This is a genomic window from Pseudomonas sp. RSB 5.4, assembly GCF_037126175.1.
Lineage (GTDB): Bacteria > Pseudomonadota > Gammaproteobacteria > Pseudomonadales > Pseudomonadaceae > Aquipseudomonas > Aquipseudomonas fluorescens_H.
Genome location: NZ_CP146986.1, coordinates 2,318,237 through 2,336,757, shown reverse-complemented (window position 1 = coordinate 2,336,757; position 18,521 = coordinate 2,318,237). Strand labels below are relative to the sequence as shown.

Annotated in this window: 19 protein-coding genes; 4 read left to right on the top strand and 15 right to left on the bottom strand. The window is 60.5% G+C overall.

Annotation, left to right across the window (positions count from 1 at the left end):
• Nucleotides 1-16 precede the first annotated feature (16 nt).
• Together V9L13_RS10385 and V9L13_RS10380 are read right to left on the bottom strand one after the other, a co-directional pair.
• The gene (locus tag V9L13_RS10385) at nucleotides 17-943 is read right to left on the bottom strand and encodes an alpha/beta fold hydrolase (protein ID WP_201137203.1); all 927 of its coding nucleotides are present in this window, start codon (nucleotides 941-943) and stop codon (nucleotides 17-19) included.
• Nucleotides 944-964: 21 nt separating this feature from the next.
• Nucleotides 965-2,416 (bottom strand): NAD(P)/FAD-dependent oxidoreductase, encoded by a 1,452-nt coding sequence (locus V9L13_RS10380; protein ID WP_338802437.1) that lies wholly within the window; start codon nucleotides 2,414-2,416, stop codon nucleotides 965-967.
• A gap of 169 nt (nucleotides 2,417-2,585) precedes the next feature.
• Between V9L13_RS10380 and V9L13_RS10375 the strand changes: the two genes are divergently transcribed.
• Both V9L13_RS10375 and V9L13_RS10370 read left to right on the top strand, forming a co-directional pair.
• Complete coding sequence (locus V9L13_RS10375; RefSeq protein ID WP_338802436.1) at nucleotides 2,586-3,659, top strand: diguanylate cyclase; 1,074 nt, start codon at nucleotides 2,586-2,588, stop codon at nucleotides 3,657-3,659.
• Between the two features lie 208 nt (nucleotides 3,660-3,867).
• Complete coding sequence (locus V9L13_RS10370; RefSeq protein WP_338802435.1) at nucleotides 3,868-5,103, top strand: M20/M25/M40 family metallo-hydrolase; 1,236 nt, start codon at nucleotides 3,868-3,870, stop codon at nucleotides 5,101-5,103.
• Nucleotides 5,104-5,276: 173 nt separating this feature from the next.
• On the opposite strand, the gene V9L13_RS10365 is transcribed toward V9L13_RS10370, so the two are convergent.
• The 12 genes from V9L13_RS10365 to V9L13_RS10310 form a co-directional block, all read right to left on the bottom strand.
• Nucleotides 5,277-5,453, bottom strand: a complete 177-nt coding sequence (locus V9L13_RS10365; RefSeq protein ID WP_003226222.1) for a hypothetical protein — start codon at nucleotides 5,451-5,453, stop codon at nucleotides 5,277-5,279.
• Entirely contained in the window at nucleotides 5,450-6,130 is a 681-nt protein-coding gene (locus tag V9L13_RS10360; RefSeq protein ID WP_338802434.1) for a transposase, read from the bottom strand. The genes V9L13_RS10365 and V9L13_RS10360 overlap by 4 nt, the downstream gene beginning before the upstream one ends.
• Complete coding sequence (locus V9L13_RS10355) at nucleotides 6,127-6,900, bottom strand: hypothetical protein (protein WP_338802433.1); 774 nt, start codon at nucleotides 6,898-6,900, stop codon at nucleotides 6,127-6,129. The genes V9L13_RS10360 and V9L13_RS10355 overlap by 4 nt, the downstream gene beginning before the upstream one ends.
• Before the next feature lie 148 nt (nucleotides 6,901-7,048).
• Entirely contained in the window at nucleotides 7,049-7,228 is a 180-nt protein-coding gene (locus V9L13_RS10350; protein WP_338802432.1) for a hypothetical protein, read from the bottom strand.
• Between the two features lie 283 nt (nucleotides 7,229-7,511).
• Complete coding sequence (locus tag V9L13_RS10345) at nucleotides 7,512-8,381, bottom strand: oxaloacetate decarboxylase (protein ID WP_003226214.1); 870 nt, start codon at nucleotides 8,379-8,381, stop codon at nucleotides 7,512-7,514.
• A 122-nt stretch (nucleotides 8,382-8,503) separates the two neighbouring features.
• Nucleotides 8,504-9,538 (bottom strand): arginine N-succinyltransferase, encoded by a 1,035-nt coding sequence (astA, locus tag V9L13_RS10340; RefSeq protein WP_338802431.1) that lies wholly within the window; start codon nucleotides 9,536-9,538, stop codon nucleotides 8,504-8,506.
• 61 nt (nucleotides 9,539-9,599) lie between these two features.
• Nucleotides 9,600-10,616, bottom strand: a complete 1,017-nt coding sequence (locus V9L13_RS10335) for an arginine N-succinyltransferase (RefSeq protein WP_338802430.1) — start codon at nucleotides 10,614-10,616, stop codon at nucleotides 9,600-9,602.
• 119 nt (nucleotides 10,617-10,735) lie between these two features.
• The gene (locus V9L13_RS10330) at nucleotides 10,736-12,085 is read right to left on the bottom strand and encodes an APC family permease (RefSeq protein WP_103485096.1); all 1,350 of its coding nucleotides are present in this window, start codon (nucleotides 12,083-12,085) and stop codon (nucleotides 10,736-10,738) included.
• A gap of 76 nt (nucleotides 12,086-12,161) precedes the next feature.
• Nucleotides 12,162-12,914: an N-formylglutamate amidohydrolase gene (locus V9L13_RS10325; RefSeq protein ID WP_338802429.1), complete on the bottom strand. Its 753-nt coding sequence runs from the start codon at nucleotides 12,912-12,914 to the stop codon at nucleotides 12,162-12,164.
• Nucleotides 12,898-14,229: a glutamine synthetase gene (locus V9L13_RS10320; protein WP_338802428.1), complete on the bottom strand. Its 1,332-nt coding sequence runs from the start codon at nucleotides 14,227-14,229 to the stop codon at nucleotides 12,898-12,900. Before V9L13_RS10320 ends, V9L13_RS10325 begins: the two co-directional genes overlap by 17 nt.
• Nucleotides 14,226-14,870: an isochorismatase family cysteine hydrolase gene (locus V9L13_RS10315; protein WP_338802427.1), complete on the bottom strand. Its 645-nt coding sequence runs from the start codon at nucleotides 14,868-14,870 to the stop codon at nucleotides 14,226-14,228. Before V9L13_RS10315 ends, V9L13_RS10320 begins: the two co-directional genes overlap by 4 nt.
• A gap of 2 nt (nucleotides 14,871-14,872) precedes the next feature.
• Nucleotides 14,873-15,727, bottom strand: a complete 855-nt coding sequence (locus V9L13_RS10310) for a MurR/RpiR family transcriptional regulator (protein ID WP_045122540.1) — start codon at nucleotides 15,725-15,727, stop codon at nucleotides 14,873-14,875.
• Between the two features lie 312 nt (nucleotides 15,728-16,039).
• Here V9L13_RS10310 and V9L13_RS10305 point away from each other — a divergent pair, with 312 nt between their 5' ends.
• The gene (locus V9L13_RS10305) at nucleotides 16,040-16,630 is read left to right on the top strand and encodes a histidine phosphatase family protein (RefSeq protein WP_338802859.1); all 591 of its coding nucleotides are present in this window, start codon (nucleotides 16,040-16,042) and stop codon (nucleotides 16,628-16,630) included.
• On the top strand, nucleotides 16,630-17,385 hold the full coding sequence (cobF, locus tag V9L13_RS10300) for a precorrin-6A synthase (deacetylating) (RefSeq protein ID WP_338802426.1): 756 nt from the start codon (nucleotides 16,630-16,632) through the stop codon (nucleotides 17,383-17,385). Before V9L13_RS10305 ends, cobF begins: the two co-directional genes overlap by 1 nt.
• Before the next feature lie 134 nt (nucleotides 17,386-17,519).
• Here cobF and ftrA read toward each other — a convergent pair whose 3' ends face one another.
• Nucleotides 17,520-18,494, bottom strand: a complete 975-nt coding sequence (gene ftrA / locus V9L13_RS10295) for a transcriptional regulator FtrA (RefSeq protein WP_338802425.1) — start codon at nucleotides 18,492-18,494, stop codon at nucleotides 17,520-17,522.
• Between the last annotated feature and the right edge of the window lie 27 nt (nucleotides 18,495-18,521).

Genomic DNA, 18,521 nt, shown 5'->3' with positions numbered 1-18,521 from the left:
AGGACTGCGGTGGCTGTCATCGCTGATTGCCCAGAAACTCCCGATACAACCGCGCAGTATTCCCCGGCTGTTCGACCATCGGCATGTGCCCGACGCCGTCCCACACTTCGACCCGCAAATTGGCGATGCCCTTGCTCCACACCGGCACGCTGCTGACGTCGATCAAGCGATCCTTGCGGCCCCACAACAGCAGCGCAGGGCATTTGATCTCGGCCAGTTTCGGCTCCATCGGCGGGCTGGCGCGAAAGTCGCGGAAGATCTCTTCCAGCTCGTCACGCTGGCGTTCGTAACGTTGGGCGATGGCGTCCAGTACCAGCCCGGGCACCCACGGTGGCGAGGCCATGGTCATGGCATAAAACTGCCGGAACTCTTCCCTCGAATTGATCAGGAACGGGTTATGCCCACGAGCCAGATGGCGCTCCATGTCGCTGGCTTCCGGCGCCGTGACGCCGGCCGGGTCGATCAGCGCCACCGAGGCGATCCGCTCCGGGTAGGTCGCCGCCAGCCACGCCGCGATGTAGCCGCCCATCGAGTTGCCGATCACGTGGACCTTCTCCACGCCGCAGACGTCGAGCAACTGGATCATGCGCTTGGCCTGCAGCGGAATGTCATAGCCGCCACCGGCCTTGAACCCGGTTTCACCGTGGCCGGCGAGGTCCGGGATGATCACCCGGTACTGGCGGACAAAGTGCCTGGCGAAGCGCAGCCACAGATTTTTCTCGGCGCTGTAGCCGTGCAGCATCAGGATCGCGCTGGCCGCTTCATAGGGGCCACCTTGCCAGGTCGATACCGTCATTTCGGCAATTGGCACCTCGATTTTGTGCAACTTGTACAACTTGGCCTCGAGCGCCGTGCTCAGGTCATACAACCAATGCCCGACCGCCGGGTAACTCAACCAGCTCCAGGCCACGAAAACCGCGAGAGCGACAAACAGCACAAGCATCGACGTCTTCCTTTTACGTGTTCAGGACAGAATGTGGTCAGCCGGTTTCAGCGCCCGGGTCAACCGGTAGTAGCTGAAACTGAAGCCCGGAAATATCGCGATCACATGACCGCTCTTGCTCTGATACCAACTGTGACAGCCACCGGACTTCCATACCGTGCGTTCCATCTCACGGTGGATCATTGCAGTGTAGGTACGTTCTGCCTCGGGGCGCACTTCGATGCTGTGCAGGCCTTTTGATTGCAGGGTGTGAATGCAGTCGAGGATGTAGTTCATCTGCGCTTCGATGATGAACAGCGCGGAGGTATGCCCGATGCCGGTGTTGGGCCCGGTGACGATAAACAGATTGGGAAAGTCCGGCAGGCTGGTGCCCAGGTAGGCGCGCGGGTACTGCGCCCAGACATCCTTGAGTTGCACGCCGTGCCTGCCGGTCACCGGATAGGAGACCACGCCGTCGGTGGCGTCGTAGCCGGTGGACCAGACAATCAGGTCGACGTCGATGTGTTGACCGTCCTGGGTGAGGATGCCGGTTTCGTCGAGCGCGGCGATGCCTTGCTCGCGGCTGTGCAGTGTGACGTTGGGCCGGGTCAGCGCCGGATAATAGGTGCTGGAAAGCAGGATGCGCTTGCAGCCGATGGTGAAGTCCGGGGTGAGTTTTGCGCGCAATACCGGGTTCGGCACCTGTTGCTTGAGAAAGCGCAGGGCCTGGCGCTGGACCAAATGAATCGCCGGTTTTGAGTATTTGAAGGCGATGACCCGGGTCTCGAATTGCCAGTAGAGCAGCCAGCGCAGCAGCTTGTAGGCCGGTTTCACTCCCAGCAGCCAGCGCTGGAAACGGCCGAAGCGGCGATCGGCGCGCGGCAGCACCCAATGTGGCGTGCGCTGGAACACATGCAGTTGCTCGACCTCAAGGGCTATCGCCGGAATGACCTGCGCGGCACTGGCGCCGCTGCCGACGATGGCCACGCGTTTACCCTTGTAGTCGTAGCTGTGATCCCAATTGTTTGTATGAAACGTCTTGCCCTGAAAGCGATCCAGGCCAGGGAAGGGTGGGATCACCGGTTGGCTCAACGGTCCGGAGGCGTTGATCACGAACTGCGCGTAGAAAATCCCTTGGCTGGTGTGCACCGCCCAGCGCTTTTCGGCGTCGTCCCATTCGATGCGTTCGACGTTGGTTTGCAGCTCCACGCGTTCGCGCAGACCGAAGCGCTCGATGACGTGTTCGGTGTAGCGATGCAATTCGGCTTGGGCTGCGAACATCTGCGTCCAGGGAAATGGTGCAAACGACAACGAGTAGAGCGGCGACGGCACATCCACCGCCGCGCCGGGGTAGGTATTCTGGCACCAGGTACCGCCGAAGAAATCCCGACGTTCCAGCAGGCGAAAATCGTCGATCCCGGCCTTGAGCAAGTTGACCGCCGCACATTGGCCGCCAAATCCGCTGCCGATGATCAACACTCGGTAGGTCTGCATGGGCCTCCTTCTTATAGTCGTTTTTCCGTTTTCGTCCTTTCAGGTATAGCTAAAAATTTGCATTGTGGGAGCGGGCTGGCCGGCGATGGCTATTTAACGGCTGCCTGTTAGACTTCCAGCACATCCGTCTGACGGTGTTCGCAGGTTCCGTTGAGTGCTCGAGGCCCTTATGCGAAACAAGGGGGGAAAGGGACTTTCATTGGCCAGGAGGCTTTATACATCGCGAACCCTCGGGCTGGTGCTGGGGCTGTTGTGCGTGAGCGCGGCGATGTACCCGCTCGACCCGCCGCTGTGGGTCTGGGCGTTGATGCTGTTCAATGGCCTGCTCTGGCCGCACCTGGCGTTTCAATGGGCCCGTCGTGCCAGCGTTCCTTACCATGCGGAACACCGCAATCTGTTGGTTGACGCCTTTATGGGCGGCTTCTGGGTCGCCGCCATGCAGTTCAATCCGCTGCCCAGCGCCACCACCGTTTCGATGATGGCGATGAATAATGTCGCCATCGGCGGTTTGCGTTTTCTCGCGGCGGGCCTGGCGGCGCAGATCCTCGGGATCGGCGTCGGCCTGGTGGTTTTCGCCCCGGCGTTTATCCCGCAAACCTCACCCTTGCAGCTGTATGCGTGCCTGCCGTTGCTGATGCTGTACCCGTTGGCGCTGGGCTGGATCTGCTTTCGCCAGGCCTCCACGTTGGGCCTGCACAAGCGTGAGCTGCTGGCTTTGAGTCGCACTGACAGCCTAACCGGACTGCTCAATCACGGCGCCTGGAAGGATCAACTGGAAGTCGAATTTCAGCGTTGCCGCCGACAGAAGCAAGGCGCGGCGATTGCGTTGATCGACATCGACCATTTCAAGGCGATCAACGACACCTATGGCCACGTCGCAGGTGACATCGTGTTGCGCCAGTTGAGCAAAATGCTCAAACAGAACCTGCGTGCGGCGGATGTCGCCGGGCGCTATGGCGGCGACGAGTTCTGCGTGATCCTGCCCGACCTGCCGTTGTTCAATGCCGCGCAGGCCATGGAAGCCTTGCGCGAGCGTTTCGCCACCCTGGGTTACGAGCAGAACCCGGCGCTCAAGGTCAGTCTGAGCATTGGTCTGGCGGCGTACGATCCGGCGCATGGCGACGCGACCCGTTGGCTCAATGAGGCCGATCAGGCGCTGTACGAGGCCAAGGCGACCGGGCGCAATCGGGTGATCTGCAACAGTGACGATCTGCCGAAGCAGGAAGTGCTCGATTCGGTCTGATCTATCACCGCCGTCCCCTGTGGGAGCGGGCTTGCTCGCGAAGGCGTTCTGTCAGCGGCATTGATGTCGGCTGACACTCCGCTGTCGCGAGCAGGCGAAGGCCTACAAGTGTTCGGTGTCGGCCGCAGAGATGTCGCATCCGGTATAGAGCCTTGCGTCGATGTCAGGTACGGTTTGAGTCCCCCCGACGCGAAACAAGGATCGATTCATGACGTTCGCATTCCCCCGCTCCCTGCTGGCCGCCAGCCTCGGCCTGTCCCTCGCCTTCAGTGCTGCCGGCGCCTTCGCCGAACCGCACAAACAAGTGCTGGCCGACGCCGAACAGTATCAACCCGAAGCCCTGAAACTGCTGGAACGGCTGGTCAACATCGACTCCGGTTCCGGTTATGAGCCTGGGCTCAAGCAAGTCAGCGAGATCGCCATCGAGGAGTTGCAAAAACTCGGCGCCACCATCGAGCTGGTGCCCAATGCCCCGGAAAAATCCAATCACGTGCTGGCCACCTTCAAAGGCACCGGCAAAGCGAAAATCCTCCTGATGGCGCACATGGACACGGTGTTCAAGGAAGGTTCCGCCGCCGAGCGGCCGTTCCGCATCAAGGACGGGCGTGCCTACGGGCCGGGGGTGATGGACGACAAGGGCGGCATCGTCGCCGGGATCTACGCGTTGAAGATTCTGAAGAATCTCGACTTCAAGGACTACGCGCAAATCACCTTCCTGCTCGATGCCAGCGAAGAAACCGGTTCGGACGTCGCCACCGACCTGATCAAGAAAACCGCCAAGGCGCATGACGTAACCCTCAACCTCGAACCGGGGCGGCCGGCCGATGGTCTGGTGGTGTGGCGCAAGGGCAGCGCGACGGCGCTGGTCGAGGTCAAGGGCAAAGCGGCGCATGCCGGGGTCGCACCGGAACTGGGGCGTAACGCGGCGATGGAAGCGGCGCACCAGATTCTGCAGTTGGGCAAACTCGGCGACGAGGCGAAGAAAACCACGATCAACTTCACTGTGCTCCAGGCCGGTGAACGCACCAACGTGATCCCGGATCATGCGACCGCCAAGGCTGACGTGCGCGCAGCCGTGCCGGAAGAATTCGACCGGATCGAGAAAGACCTGGCGCGGGTGTCGCAGGACAAGCTGATCCCGGAAACTGAAGTGACCACCAGCCTCAAACGCGGGTTGCCACCGATGCCGCAGACGGCGGAGTCGGATCGCTTGATGGCCATGGCCCAGGGGATTTACGGCGAGATCGGCCGCAAGTTGACCGAGGAAGGCAGTGGTGGGGCGGCGGATGCCAGCCTGTCAGCCGGCGTGGGCACGCCGACGCTGGATGGTTTCGGGATAGTCGGCGGCAATATTCATACGCCGGAGGAATACGCCGAAGTGGCGAGCGTGGCGCCACGGATTTATCTGTTGTCGCGGATGATCATGGAGCTGGCCAAGCGCTGACTGGTGCTGCAACTGACGCTTTCGCGAGCAAGCCCGCTCCCACAGAGGATCTGCAGTGAACACAGCATTGGTGTTCGACACAGATCCACTGTAGGAGTGAGCCTGCTCGCGATGGCGTCAGGCCGGCCGACGCACTACTTCTTGACCCTCATAGTGCGCCGGGCCAGCAAGAATCAAGCGGATTGCGGCATGTTCCAGAACTGCTTGATTTCGTGAATGTTGCCCACGTTGTACCGTGGAATGATGCCTGCACATGGCGATGCCGCAGCGGTTGCAACCGGTGTGTTGATGACGTTGGCGCCGGCGTGCAGCAGTGGGGTGTGGTTCCAGTTATCGAGTTGCTTGTTCATACAGATTTCCTTTCTGATTGAGTGAGCAGTGAAGTCTGCTCACGTTGTAGCCGGGACAGCAGGCTGTCATAGAGCGCTGTCTCCTGGCGGGCGATGCCGGGATAAGTCGGCACCAGATTGTCGTCGAAGCACCAGGCTTCTTCGGTTTTGGCTGCCTGCGGAGGATGAATAAGCAAACTCAGCGAGGCGGACATCGTTTCAGGGGGTAGCTGTTTGTGTACTTCCTTTAATGGAAGCATGTGCAGCACCTCACCCGGAATAAGTTTAAGGATTCGTTCTTCGCCGAACTCGGGCCTTCTGCCAGCCTGCAACGGCGCCTGATCCAGAATCTTTCGCGAAACGGTGGTGTAGCCGTCACCGCTGTAACCCACGCAATAGAGTTCGAAGTCATGGCTGTGGTTGAGGTCGTAGATAAAGGTTTCCCTTTCATCCCGTGACGTGACCGGCGACCAGAAACCCAGGCGAACGGTAAACAGATCGTTGGAGTGCAGGACAAATGCATAGGCCCCGTAAAGCCTGTTTTTGGTACTGAAACCGTCCTGTTGAATCGTGGTGTAGAGGTATTCGCTCAACAACGTGCGGTTAGTCGCCAGTTGACGCAGATCTTCCACGATCTTCGAACTGTCCGTCTGCAGGTCGTAAGTCGCCATACGCTCAATAAATGTCTGCAGTTTCATGCCGCCTCACACTGGTCGAGTAAATGGTTCAGGCGACTGTCTTGCAGGTTTCTCAACAGCGGGGCGCAATTCAGCGCGGTCTGTCGATCCGTTCTGCTGATCATCTGAAAGGCCTTCCAGACGACAGCGGGGTGATAGTGATAAATCAACTCCTGGGCCACTTTGCAGGCTCCGGGGTCCTGTGCCGCTTCAAGCAATTCAAGACTCACCAGAAAGCGCGCGGCGCTGTCGTCATGAGGGAACCAGCCGATTTTGCGCAATGAGCGAGGGTCGAACACACTGATGTCTGCGGTTCTATCGGGCAGATTGATGCTGCCGATAAACGCCGGGTGCCCGTTTCCTTCGGGATTGCTGTCGTACAGCGTTTTGCTGCCGTCGATGAACAACGGATTTTCGGCATCCACGATCACCTGTTCTGCGCGAGTCAGATATTCACCGTCCAGCCGATAAAGCTGAATGGAATACGATTGCCCGTTGATGGCGAACAGAACGCTGTTTCCGGGTACGGAATAGAACTGCTCAGGCGCGGGTGCGTTATCAGGTGCCTTGAGGCTGATGTTTCCATCTTTGTTGCAATATAACGTCAACGTTCCAGTGTGGATGTTCGTCGCTTTCATGATCGCGGCGTGACGGGATAAATTCTCGGTATCTGCTGCAGGTTCGGATAACTGGTCGGCCAGACGCTTTACTTCATTCCCCATGTTTATTGTCTTGATGCAGGTAATAAGCTGGTCAGGCGTCAAGTCTGGGGTGAGCAGGTTTTTTATCATGGGAAGTCGCTTTGTTTTTGTGCTGTCAAATGTACGTTTGCGAATATTTGATCAGGCGCAATAATCAGGGTTTGTTATTTTGTTTTGGTCAGCAGATGTCAGCGCTGAAGTTGCCTGAACGCTGACATCTGCGGTACAGCTCCGAGGGTTAAGCCAGAGCGGGCAGCGTACGGAGTTTCTTGATCTCGTGAAGGTTGCCGACGTTAAATCGCAGGCCGTCCCAGCCCGGGCAGTTGGCCGCGTGGGCGGACTTGGTTGGCATGTTGATGACTTTGGTTTCTGCGCGCAGCAGAGGCGTTGTTTGCCAATTGGCAGTAACGGTTTTCATGACGAATCCTTGTCGTGAGTTGAGCGGAATATTGCTCGGTATATAAATTTAAGTTTGATATTCGGGTGTTAAACTTTTTGCTGTTTAACGGGTTGCGATTATAGGGAGGCGATAGTTAATATCAACTCGGTAGTTGTTGTTAAATGTTGGTGTTTGTTTGTGGGTGTGTATCGCTGGGTAGAAGTTGACGGCGATTAATTCGCCTGTCCTCGCAACTGGCCGGTGACATTGCGTCTACCGGCCATCTTTAGAGTTGACCGAGGCTCTTCGGATCAGAGGGCAATCATTCCTTCACGCTCATGTATTCCTTCGCCCAGAGAATGTAATCCTCTGGCTGGGTGTAGGTGTGCGTGAGTTCCGTGGCGCTCAGGTCGGAGGCCTGAGTGAAGATCTGCCGCTGTTCGCGCAGGCTGTCGTACGTTGCCTTGATCGCCGCGAAATAGGCGCCATGGCCGTCGATGGTCACGCGTACGCCGAGTTCAGCCAGGCGCTTGTCGTCGCGCAGCGCCGGGTTGCCGTAGGTGACCAGCATCAGCGGGACGCTCAGGTGCTCGGCAATTTGCTCAAGCTGATCGAAGTCCTGCACGCCGACCATGCAGATGCCATCGGCACCGGCAGCCTGGTATTGCTTGGTACGGCTGATGATTTCCTGATTTGGCAGGATCCCGGCGTTGGTGCGGGCGATGATCGCCATTTCCGAATCGACCCGGGCTTCCAGCGCCGCGCGGATCTTGCCGACGCCTTCGGCGACCGAGATCAGGTCGGTGGATTTGCGGCCGAATTGCGCCGGCAGCAGGGTATCTTCGATGGTCAGGGCGGCGACGCCGGCGCGTTCCAGTTCGACGATGGTGCGCATCACGTTAAGGGCGTTGCCGTAGCCGTGGTCGGCGTCGGCGATCACCGGCAGTTGGGCGACGCGGCCGATGCGGGTGGCCTGTTCGGCGAACTCGCTGAGGGTGATCAGGGCAAAGTCGGGGGCGCCCAGCACTTGCAGCGAGGCCACGGAGCCGCCGAGGATCCCCACTTCAAAACCCAGGTCAGCGGCAATGCGCGCGGACATCGGATCGAACACCGAGGCGGTGTGGTAGCAGGTGTCCGAAGCCAGCAATTGACGGAAGTTACGGCGCAAATCTTGATGGGAAAGCCTGGTCATACGAGTTCCACCAATACAAAGGAATGGAACGGCTTGAGCAAAGGTGTCAACGCCGAAGAATGAAAAGGCTATCACGCGAATGGGTCAAGGTTCATGACGAATTTGCGAGGGAGGAGAGGAATTCAGGCCGCTACCGCCTGTTGCTGTTGCCTGGGCAGCAACGCGGCGCGCACCGAATTGCCCGGTTGCAGTTGCAGGCGCTTGGCGGTGATGCGGTCGACCACCAGGGTATTGCCGACCAGACGACCGGGGGCCACGGTGATGCGGCAGTTCTCCAGGCGACGGTTATGGATCAGCCACAAGGGGGCCTGTTCGTCCGGCGTGCCGAGGCTCAGGGTCAGCGCCAGGCTGTCGCGCACGGTGCGAATGTTGCCGATCGGCGCCTCGATCACCGGGCCGCCGTCGAAGATGTCGATGTAGCCCTTATGCGTGAAGCCTTCTGCGCGCAGGATCTTCAGCGCCGGTTCGGTGTTCGGGTGCGGTTGGCCGATGACCGCTTGCGCCTGCTCGGTGAGCATGCAGGTGTACAACGGCTGGCGCGGCATCAGTTCGGCGATGAACGACTTGTTGCCCAGGCCCGACAAGTGGTCGGCGTGGCTGAAATCCATCTTGAAAAAGTGCCGGCCGAGGCTGTCCCAGAACGGCGAGCAACCGAGCTCATCGGCACTGCCGCGCAGTTCGGCGATCATCTTCTCGCCAAACAGCTGCGGGAATTCGGCGACGAACAGCAGGCGCCCCAACGACAGCAATCGACCGTTGCTGCCTTGGCGGTGTTCAGGGTGCAGGAACAGCGAACACAGTTCCGACTGGCCCGTCAGCTCATTGTTGAGGAACAGTGTAGGGATCTGCCTCGAAATGCCCAGATCCGGTGCCGAACTCACGGTCAGGCCGACCCGGTAGTTGTACCACGGCTCGCGCAGGCCGACTGCGCCGGTCAGGGCGCTGACGCCGACCACACGCAGGTCGTCGTCTTCGAGCACGAATAGATAATCGGCATCGGCGCGTTCTACCTGTTCGGCGAACGCGCGCTGGGCCCAGCGCACCCGGTGGGCGAGGCGATCCTCATTGGCCGGCAGGGTGGTGAACCCCGGGCCGGCCTGTTGCACCAGGGTCATCAGCGCTGGCAGGTCGCTGACTTTGACCGGACGGACGATCATGCGGTAACTCCTTGTACGCGCCTGTTCGGGCACTGTCGTTGGGTGTGCAGCCGGGGGCGGTTCACAGGGCTATCAGCCTGATCGTGCTGCCATCGGTGACCTTCAGTGCCACACACAGATCCGGCGTCAGCGACAGCGGTTGCTCAGGCTGGTAATCCAGTTCGGCGACGATGGCCCGGAAGCCGTGCAGTGCGTCGTTGCTCAACAGATAACGGCCACGCGCGTCGATCGGCGCTTGCTGGCGCACGGTGGCGGTCTGGCTGTGGGCGATCGAACGGATGTTCGCGGTGCGCGCATACAGGGTTGGACCCGCATCAAACAGATCGATGTAGCTGTTGGTTTCAAAGCCTTCACGTTCGAGGATGTCGAACGCTTCCTGGCCATCCGGGTGAATCCGGCCGATGCATTCCTGCGCCGCCAGGGGCAGCATCGGCACATAAATCGGGTACTGCGGCATCAGTTCGGCGAGAAACGTGCGACTTTGCAGACCGCACAGGCGCTCGGCCTCGACGTAGGGCAGGTCGAAGAAGTGCTTGCCCAGTGCATCCCAGAACGGCGAATGACCGTTCTCGTCGCTGTAGCCGACGATTTCGGTGATCACCGCATCGGCGAAACGTTGCGCGTGAGCGGCGATGAACAGCAGCCGCGCCCGCGACAGCAATTCGGAAAAAGCGCTGCGCACCAGCGCGTTGTCGATGTGAAAACCGCGCAGCAGGGTGTGGTCGTTGAGGTCGTGACACAGCGACAGCGCCGGCACCCCGTGCTCGATGTTCAGCTCCCGCGAGGCACTGGTGAAGTGGCGGTTGCGCAGGCTGTAGAACGGTTCGTTGAAACCGGCAGTGGCAAGGATCTCCGAGCAACCGACCAGCCGCCGAGTGTCGAGGTCTTCCAGTACGAAGAAGTAGTTCTCCGGGCCTTGCGCCTGAATATCGCTGTCGAACGAGGCGCAGGAACCGGCGATTTTTTCGCGCAGGCGTTCGCTGTCGTCCGGCAGCGACGTAACGCCGACCAGACTGTCGCGGGCCAGTTGCTGCAATTGCGGCAGGTCGGTTGGCTCGACTGGGCGTAAGACCAGCATGGATGCACTCCTGTATCAAAGGGTCCGGTGATCCCCACCGAACCTGACTATCACTGTCGATTGCCACGCTTTAAAGCGGCGGTCGCCTGATTTGTTGTCAGACGCCGCTCTTTTTCTTGTCAGCCATTGCTCGGGTCAGGCAGCGCGGTGCTGGCGCCGAGTTTGTTCAGGAAGAACAGGTACACCAGACCCAGAGCGATCCAGATCAGGCCGAGTTTCTGCGCATCGACGCCCATGTTGTACATGATGGCGGCGACGATGATGAAACCGATCACCGGGCAGATCAGATGGCGCACCACCTGACCGGACTTCTGCCGACGCCAGTAGTAGTTGATCACTGTCAGGTGCAGCAGCATGAAACCGCTGAGGGCTCCAAAGTTGACCAGCGAGGTCAGGGTGTCCACCGAGTTGATGAACAGGTAGCAGATCACCAGCGACAGCACCGCCACCAGATAAATGCTCAGGTACGGGGTGTTGTGCTTCGGGTGCACCTTGGCCAGCACTTTCGGCAACTTGCCATCGCGGGCCATGCCGAACAGCAGGCGCGACACCGCGGCTTGCGAGGTGATCGCCACCGCAACGCCCCAGGCCAGCGCGGTTGCAACACCGGTCAGGGTTGCCAGCCAGCTGCCGGCCGCGATTTCGGCGATTTCATAGAACGCGGTGTCGGCGGATTTGAAGCCCATGCCGGCGGCCAGATCGGTGGCGATCCAGGTTTGCGCGACGAAAATCACGCCCATCACCACCAGGGTGATCAGCGCTGCGCGGCCGACGCTTTTGCCCGGGTCACCCTTGATTTCTTCGGCGAGGGTCGAGATTGCATCGAAGCCGAGGAACGACAGTACGGCAATCGACACGGCCTGCATCAGCAGAGCGAAGTTGAATGTTTCCGGGTGATACAGCGGCGCCAGGGTCAGCTCGCCGTTGCCGCCGCCGTTGTGCAGGGCATTCCAGGCGTAGAACAGGAAGATCCCCAGCACCACCAGCTGCGCCAGCAGGAAAATGATGTTCATCCGTGCGGTGAAGGTGATGCCGCGCAGGTTGACGAATGTCGCGCTGACCAGGAACGCCAGAATGAAACCGACCTTCGGAATGTCCGGGTACAGATGGTTGAGGGCCATTGCCGCGTAGACGTACAGCAGCGGCGGAATCAGCAGGTAGTCGAGCAGCATCAGCCAGCCGGCGATGAACCCGACGTGTTGATTGAGGCCGCGTTGCGCGTAGGAATATACCGAACCGGCGATCGGAAACGCCTTGGCCATGCTGCCGTAGCTCAGTGCAGTGAACAGCATCGCGACCATGCCGATGATATAAGCCAGCGGCACCATCCCGGGCGCCTCGGCATTGACGTAGCCATACACGCCAAACGGGGCGATGGGGATCATGAAGATCATCCCGTACACCACCAGGTCGGTCAGTGTCAGGCTACGTTTCAACTCCTGTTTGTAGCCGAACTGTTCTATTTCCATGAAGCGCAACTCCTTGTCAGCCTATCGAACGTTTTTAGTTGTTATATCGGTCCGTCGTTTACAGCGTCAGCAGTCTTTACAGCAGCGGTGCCAGGCGTTCGGCCCACAGCGATACCGCTTCCGGAGTGCGCAGCAGGTCGTTGCGCACCTCGATCAACACCGATTCCAGTCCTCGGGCATCGCCATGCACCGGCACGGTCATGTCACCCAGCGGATCAATCCGGTACGGCTGGTTGCCCGCGACTTTCAGCGGGTGCTGGCCGAGGCCATCGATCACCCGCTGGGCGTACGTTTTGGCCTGACCGAACAGCACGCCGACTTCCAGCGGCCGCGGCTGGCCGTAATACACCGGGGTAAAACTGTGAATCCCTACCACCCGTACCGCTTGGCCTTGTGCGACGCGTTGGTCGATCAGGGTCTGCAGCCGGGCGTGAAACGGTTTGAACAAGCTCTGGCGCCGGTACTCGCGAGTGGCTTCGTCCAGGTCGCGGTTGCCGGGCACCTGATAAATCTCGCTCTGCGCCGGAATGCTGTCGGGGGCATGCCGGGGCCGATTGAGGTCGATCAGCAGCCGTGAATAGTTGGCGCTCAACAGCGTCGCGCCGAGTCTCTCCGAGAGCTTTTCAGCCAGTTGCAGTGCGCCGATGTCCCAGGCGATGTGCTCGCGCGCGGCTGCATCGTCCAGGCCCAGATTGCTCAGGGCCTCGGGGATGTAGCGGCTGGCGTGCTCACACACCAGGATCAACGGATACGATGAATCTTCGCGGCTCAGGTTGTAGACCGGGCGGGTGTACAACCCCTGCTCGGCGGATTCAGTACAGGCGTGCATAGTGCTCACACAGGTCAGCGGGCGAGAGCTGTTCCGTCAGCGCCAGTTCCTCGGTTTTAAGGGCGTGGTAAGTGTCGAGCAACGGCTTGGGCAGCCATTGATTGAAGGCGGCACTGTCACGCAGGCAATCCAGCGCCTGCGCCAGCGAGGCGGGCAGGGCAACGATGCCCCGGGCCTTGCGTTGCTCGTCGTTGAGTGAATCGGGAATGTCGTCGGTGATCGCGTTCAGCGCCAGGCGCTGTTCGATGCCCAGGCGTCCGGCAATCAGCAGCGCGGCCATCGCCAGATGCGGCGAGGCGGTAGCGTCCATGGCGCGGAATTCCAGGTTGTACTGCGCCGCCACGGATTTGCAGCCCAGGCTCACGGTCGGACAAATGCGCAACGCCGCTTCACGGTTCTGCTGCCCCAGACACGCATAGGACGCGCTCCAGTGATGCGGCTGCAGGCGCTCATACGAAACCGGCGTCGGCGCGGTGAACGCACACAGCGCTGGCAGGTAATGCAGGATCCCCGCGGCCCAATGCTGGCCGAGGGTCGACAGACCGTTGCTGGTGCCGGCGTCGTAAAGCAGCGGCAGACCTTGCAGGTCGAGCAGGCTGACGTGCAGGTGCACACCGTTGCACACCGCATCGGCCTTGGTTTTCGGCGCGAAACTGACGTCGACGCCCATTTGCCGGGCGATTTCGCGAGTGATCTCGCGCACGTTGACCGCACGATCCGCCGCCGCCACACCGAGCGTCGGCCGGCAGGTGATTTCGTATTGGTGCTTGCCGTATTCGGGCAGGAACATCTCTGGCTCGACACCGCCGGCGCGCAGGGCGCTGAGCAGCCAGCCGCCGAATTCGGCGCCCTGACGCTGGGCTTCAAGGGAAAACGCCAGATGCTCGGCAAAACCGGCATGCAGGTTGAATTCGTGTTCGAACGCGGCGTTGACCTGCAAGCCGAGGTTGTCGCGATAGCGCTCGATTTCATCGCGCAACAACGTGCGCGGACAGGCGCTCCACGGGCGACCATCAGTCTCGCGAATGTCGCCGTGGATGAAGTCCAGCGCTGGTGCCGCGGCGTCCGGGCCGTTGCCGACGGTGACGCGGCTGTTCAGATCCGGGATCAACCGCAAATCACCATAGGCGCCCCATGGGTTGGTCGAGGCGATGATGTCCTGGGGCGTCAGTGCACTGTTGGCCGGCACCCAGCCGCAACCGGCGGCGTGATAATGCTCCAGTTGATCGGTGGGAAACGAGCGGCCACGGGTGATGCCGATCAGGTCGGTGGTGACGATGGTGGTCATCGGCAACGGTGTCAGGCGCTCGCTCATGGCTGCATCTCCTGCAAGCGGCCGAGCACGGTTTGTGTGTCGGTGATCCAGCAGTAACCCTTGATCGCGTTGAGGCAGGCGTCATGTCGCGCCGGGGTGTAGGTGGCGCAGGCGTCTTCGACCAGCGTCACCAGATAGCCACGGTCGGCGGCATCGCGCACGGCCATGTCGACGCACTGGTCAGTGACGATGCCGGCGATGATCAGGTGGCGGGTTTCGAGGTTGCGCAGGACGTAATCGATGTTGGTCGAGTTGAACACCCCGGAGGAGGTTTTCGGCAACACGATCTCGTTTTCCACTGGCGTCAGGTCGTCGATGATCCGCGCCTGGGTGCTGCCCTTGGGCAGGTGCATGTCTGACAGCTTGTGATCCAGCGAGCGGTCGCGACCGTCGGCGGTCAGGCTCTCGATAATCGTGTGCAGCACGTTCTGCCGCGCTTCGCGAAAGGCGCTGAGCAGCCGGCGCTGGTTGGGCACCACCTGCATGTGCGCGCGGGTCAGGAAATATTCGGCTTCCGGGCCGTTCAGGTGCGGGTCGTACTGCGGTTCGAGCCAGGCACGCTGCATGTCCACCAGCAACAACGCGGTGTGGTTGGTGATAAACGGCAAGTCCCGCGGCGAGCGGTGGGGAAGGCTGAACATCCTTATTTATCCTCCAGCAGGTGGGTGTTGAAGTCGTTGCGCAGGGCGTCGATGCCTTCCAGGCGATCGGCCAGATCGGGGGTGCGCAGGGTCAGGCAGGCAATCAGCGCCTCGACCTGGGCCAGCGCCGGCACCATGGTGTCGAACGGTGAGGCCGATTCCACCGGGGCGCTGATGATCAGGTCAGCCAGTTCACGCAGCGGCGAGGCATAGATGTCGGTGAACAGCACCACCCGCGCGTTGTTGTTCTTCGCCGCCGAGGCCACCCGCAGGGCCTGGGACTGATAGCGCCGGTAATCAAACAGCAGCACCACGTCCTGGCGTTGCAGATCGAACAGGCGGTCGGGCAGTTGTGCGTTGTCTTCCAGGGCAAAACAGCCGGGCCGAAGCAGCCGCAAGTGGTTGAGCAGATAGTTGGCCATCAGGCTGCTGAAGCGCCCGCCGAAGCAGTAGATCTGGTGCCGGGTGTCGAGCAGCCAGTCGAGCAGAATGCGCACGTCTTCGGGTTGCGTCAGGGCTTGGGTTTCCACCAGCAGACGCTGGCTGTCGGCCAGATAATGGCCCCAGGCATCGTCCTTGTTCAGGTGCGAACGCGGCTGCAAGAGGGTGCGCGGCGAACGCAGACGGTGATCCATGTCGCTGAGCAGGGCGTCCTGAAACTCGGCGTAACCGCCGAATCCGAGCTTCTTCACCAGCCGCACGATGGTCGGATCGCTGACGCCGGCGTGCTCGGCCAGACGCGCCATCGGACCCAGGCCGTTGCGTGGATACTGGTCGAGCAGGGCGCGAATCACTTTGCGCTCAGACGGCGTCAGCTCCAGGCCGGGATCGGTGATCAAGTCTCTGAGAGGGGGCATCCGGGCTCCTGCTGGATGAAGGGGGGTGTTGAATTCGTTTCATAATCCGTTAAAACAGTATTTATGTAACTCAGGTTACATGTCTAGTGAATTTTTAACGGTAGCGATTCAGCGTTTAAATAACGTCAGACCCCTGTGCCACAAGGCCTACACGGATGACGACGGCTCTTGTAGTCCATTGCCCATTGGTGTGTCAGACATTGCCGTTTTTTCTCTTTCAGCGTGTTGGACGGCAAGCTTGCAAGGCCCCCTGAACGGCCCGGTTTACGGCACAATTGCCGCAAGACCGGCTGCTTGCCGCCGATTTACCTGATGTTCATCGAGTGCAGTGCTGTGCTATCCACCCGTTTGACTTTGATTTGTCATGCTCGAACCGTCGCACAGAAATTGGCGCGTTTTCCTACGAACGAACCTGTTGAAAATCAGCCTTTGAAGCTCGGTGCGCTGGCGACACAATTCACTAATGTCAGCCTTTTGTTGTGCGGGCCGGAGTTGCGCACCCGGCAGACGGCCGAGTGGTTCGGTGCGGCGCCGCAAGTGGACGAAGCGCTGCGTGATTGCGATTGGGGGCGCTGGCACGGGCAAGCGATCAAGGATCTGCAAGTGCACGAGGCTGACGCCTTGCAGGCGTGGATCAGTGATCCACAGGTGGCACCTCATGGTGGTGAGTCGGTAATGCAATTGGGCGAACGTGTGGCGCGGTGGCTGACCAGCCTGCAAGGAATGCCGGGGCACATCGTCGCCATCACCCATCCGTTCGTGGTGCGCGCTGCTTTGATGCAGGTAATGCAGGGCGCCGCGTTCAACGCGGTTGATGTTGAACCGCTGTCAGTGGTTGAGCTGCGCTTCAACGGCATCTGGCGGCTACGCTTGCCGGGTATCGATCTTGCGGGAGCACTTTGATGAAACGACTGCTGGTCATCGGCATTGGCGCCGGCAATCCCGACTACATCACGATGCAGGCGGTGAAGGCGCTGAATCAGGTGGACGTGTTCTTTCTGATGGATAAAGGCCAGAGCAAGGACAAACTGATCGATCTGCGGCGCGACATCTGTGCGCGCTACATCACCGATCCTGCTTATCGCTTCGTCGAAGCCCACAGCCCCGAGCGCGAGCGCGGCGAAGTGGACTACACCCGTGCGGTCGATGACCTGAACCGCGCCAAGCAAGAAACTTTCGAACGGCTGATCAATGAAGAATTGGCTGACAACGAATGCGGCGGTTTCCTCGTGTGGGGCGACCCGGCGCTGTATGACAGCACGATTCGTATTCTGCAGGCGATTCTGGCGTCAGGCCGCTGTGCTTTCGAGTTTGAAGTGATCCCTGGAATTACCAGCGTTCAGGCGTTGGCGGCGCAGCATAAGGTGCCGCTGAACAGCATTGGCCGATCAATCGAAATTACCACGGGCCGGCGTCTGGCGGCGGGGCAGGTGAGTGACACGGACAGCCTGGTGGTGATGCTCGACGCTGAAGATTCCTACCACTATGTGGCGGATCAGCAGACCGAGATTTACTGGGGGGCGTACTTGGGCACGCCGGATGAGATTCTGATCAGTGGCAAGCTCAAGGATGTGGCGAAGCAGATCGAGCGCACGCGCAAAGCGGCGCGGGCCGAGCATGGGTGGATCATGGATACCTATTTGTTGCGTAAGCCTTGATTTTTAGGCTGTCGGTGCAGGCCTCATCGCGGGCAAGCCCGGCTCCCACAGGTTTCTGAGTTGAAATAAGGTGGTGTGTACGACGCAAAACCTGTGGGAGCTGGATTGCCAGCGATGGCGTCCGGAAATTCACCTCAGGAAATGGCTGTGACCCCACGCCCAAACCGCTCCCGATACACCGACGGCGGCACTCCGACCACGCTGCGAAACGCCACGCGAAAACTTTCCACCGAACGATAACCACAGCGCTGGGCGATCTGTTCGGTGTTGTGCACGGTGCTCTCCAGCAGCTCCCGCGCCCGGGCCAGTCGTTCGTGTTGCAGCCACGCTTTGGGCGATTGCCCGCTGGCCTCGGTGAAACGCCGCAGAAAAGTGCGCTCGCTCATGGCCGCTTCGCTGGCCAGATCGCGCACTTCCAGCGGTTGGTGCAGGCGCTCGCGGGCCCACTGCATCACCCGCGACAAGTCGTTTCGTGGCGTCGGGCTGACCGGCGTGGGGATGAACTGTGCCTGACCGCCAGTGCGTTGTGGCGACATCACCAGACGCCGGGCCACCGCGTTGGCGACCTGGGTACCGAAATCCCGTGTCACTAGATGCAGGCACGCATCGATCCCGGCGGCGCTGCCCGCCGAGGTAATCAACTGGCCGGAGTCGACGTAGAGCACATCCGGATCCACCGCAATCGCCGGGAAGCGCCGCGCCAGTTCATCGGTGTAGCGCCAGTGTGTGGTCGCGCCGCGGCCGTCGAGCAAGCCACTGGCGGCCAGCACAAAAACCCCGGAGCAGATCGACAGCAGCCGCGCACCTTGGGTGTGGGCCTGTCGCAAGGCGTCGATCAGGGCCGGCGGCACCTCGGCATCACGGTCACGCCAACCGGGAATAATAATGGTGCGCGCCTGTGCCAGTAGTTCCAGGCCGCCGTCGGCCAGTACCTGAATCCCGCCCATGGCGCGCATCGGCCCTTGGTCGACGGCGACGATGCGATGCTCGTACCACGCAAAATCGAACTCAGGCCGGGCCAGGCCGAAAATCTCCACGGCGATGCCAAACTCGAATGTACAGAGGCCGTCGTAGGCCAGAATCGCGACCAATCCAGGTGAATTTGGCATTTGGCGGAAAATTCCCGGTGAGTGTCT

Bases quoted from the DNA above. Each gene is read 5' to 3' on its own strand.
- V9L13_RS10385 (WP_201137203.1), bottom strand. From the start codon at position 943: ATGCTTGTGCTGTTTGTCGCTCTCGCGGTTTTCGTGGCCTGGAGCTGG.
- V9L13_RS10380 (WP_338802437.1), bottom strand. From the start codon at position 2,416: ATGCAGACCTACCGAGTGTTGATCATCGGCAGCGGATTTGGCGGCCAA.
- V9L13_RS10375 (WP_338802436.1), top strand. From the start codon at position 2,586: ATGCGAAACAAGGGGGGAAAGGGACTTTCATTGGCCAGGAGGCTTTAT.
- V9L13_RS10370 (WP_338802435.1), top strand. From the start codon at position 3,868: ATGACGTTCGCATTCCCCCGCTCCCTGCTGGCCGCCAGCCTCGGCCTG.
- V9L13_RS10365 (WP_003226222.1), bottom strand. From the start codon at position 5,453: ATGAACAAGCAACTCGATAACTGGAACCACACCCCACTGCTGCACGCC.
- V9L13_RS10360 (WP_338802434.1), bottom strand. From the start codon at position 6,130: ATGAAACTGCAGACATTTATTGAGCGTATGGCGACTTACGACCTGCAG.
- V9L13_RS10355 (WP_338802433.1), bottom strand. From the start codon at position 6,900: ATGATAAAAAACCTGCTCACCCCAGACTTGACGCCTGACCAGCTTATT.
- V9L13_RS10350 (WP_338802432.1), bottom strand. From the start codon at position 7,228: ATGAAAACCGTTACTGCCAATTGGCAAACAACGCCTCTGCTGCGCGCA.
- V9L13_RS10345 (WP_003226214.1), bottom strand. From the start codon at position 8,381: ATGACCAGGCTTTCCCATCAAGATTTGCGCCGTAACTTCCGTCAATTG.
- astA (WP_338802431.1), bottom strand. From the start codon at position 9,538: ATGATCGTCCGTCCGGTCAAAGTCAGCGACCTGCCAGCGCTGATGACC.
- V9L13_RS10335 (WP_338802430.1), bottom strand. From the start codon at position 10,616: ATGCTGGTCTTACGCCCAGTCGAGCCAACCGACCTGCCGCAATTGCAG.
- V9L13_RS10330 (WP_103485096.1), bottom strand. From the start codon at position 12,085: ATGGAAATAGAACAGTTCGGCTACAAACAGGAGTTGAAACGTAGCCTG.
- V9L13_RS10325 (WP_338802429.1), bottom strand. From the start codon at position 12,914: ATGCACGCCTGTACTGAATCCGCCGAGCAGGGGTTGTACACCCGCCCG.
- V9L13_RS10320 (WP_338802428.1), bottom strand. From the start codon at position 14,229: ATGAGCGAGCGCCTGACACCGTTGCCGATGACCACCATCGTCACCACC.
- V9L13_RS10315 (WP_338802427.1), bottom strand. From the start codon at position 14,870: ATGTTCAGCCTTCCCCACCGCTCGCCGCGGGACTTGCCGTTTATCACC.
- V9L13_RS10310 (WP_045122540.1), bottom strand. From the start codon at position 15,727: ATGCCCCCTCTCAGAGACTTGATCACCGATCCCGGCCTGGAGCTGACG.
- V9L13_RS10305 (WP_338802859.1), top strand. From the start codon at position 16,040: ATGTTCATCGAGTGCAGTGCTGTGCTATCCACCCGTTTGACTTTGATT.
- cobF (WP_338802426.1), top strand. From the start codon at position 16,630: ATGAAACGACTGCTGGTCATCGGCATTGGCGCCGGCAATCCCGACTAC.
- ftrA (WP_338802425.1), bottom strand. From the start codon at position 18,494: ATGCCAAATTCACCTGGATTGGTCGCGATTCTGGCCTACGACGGCCTC.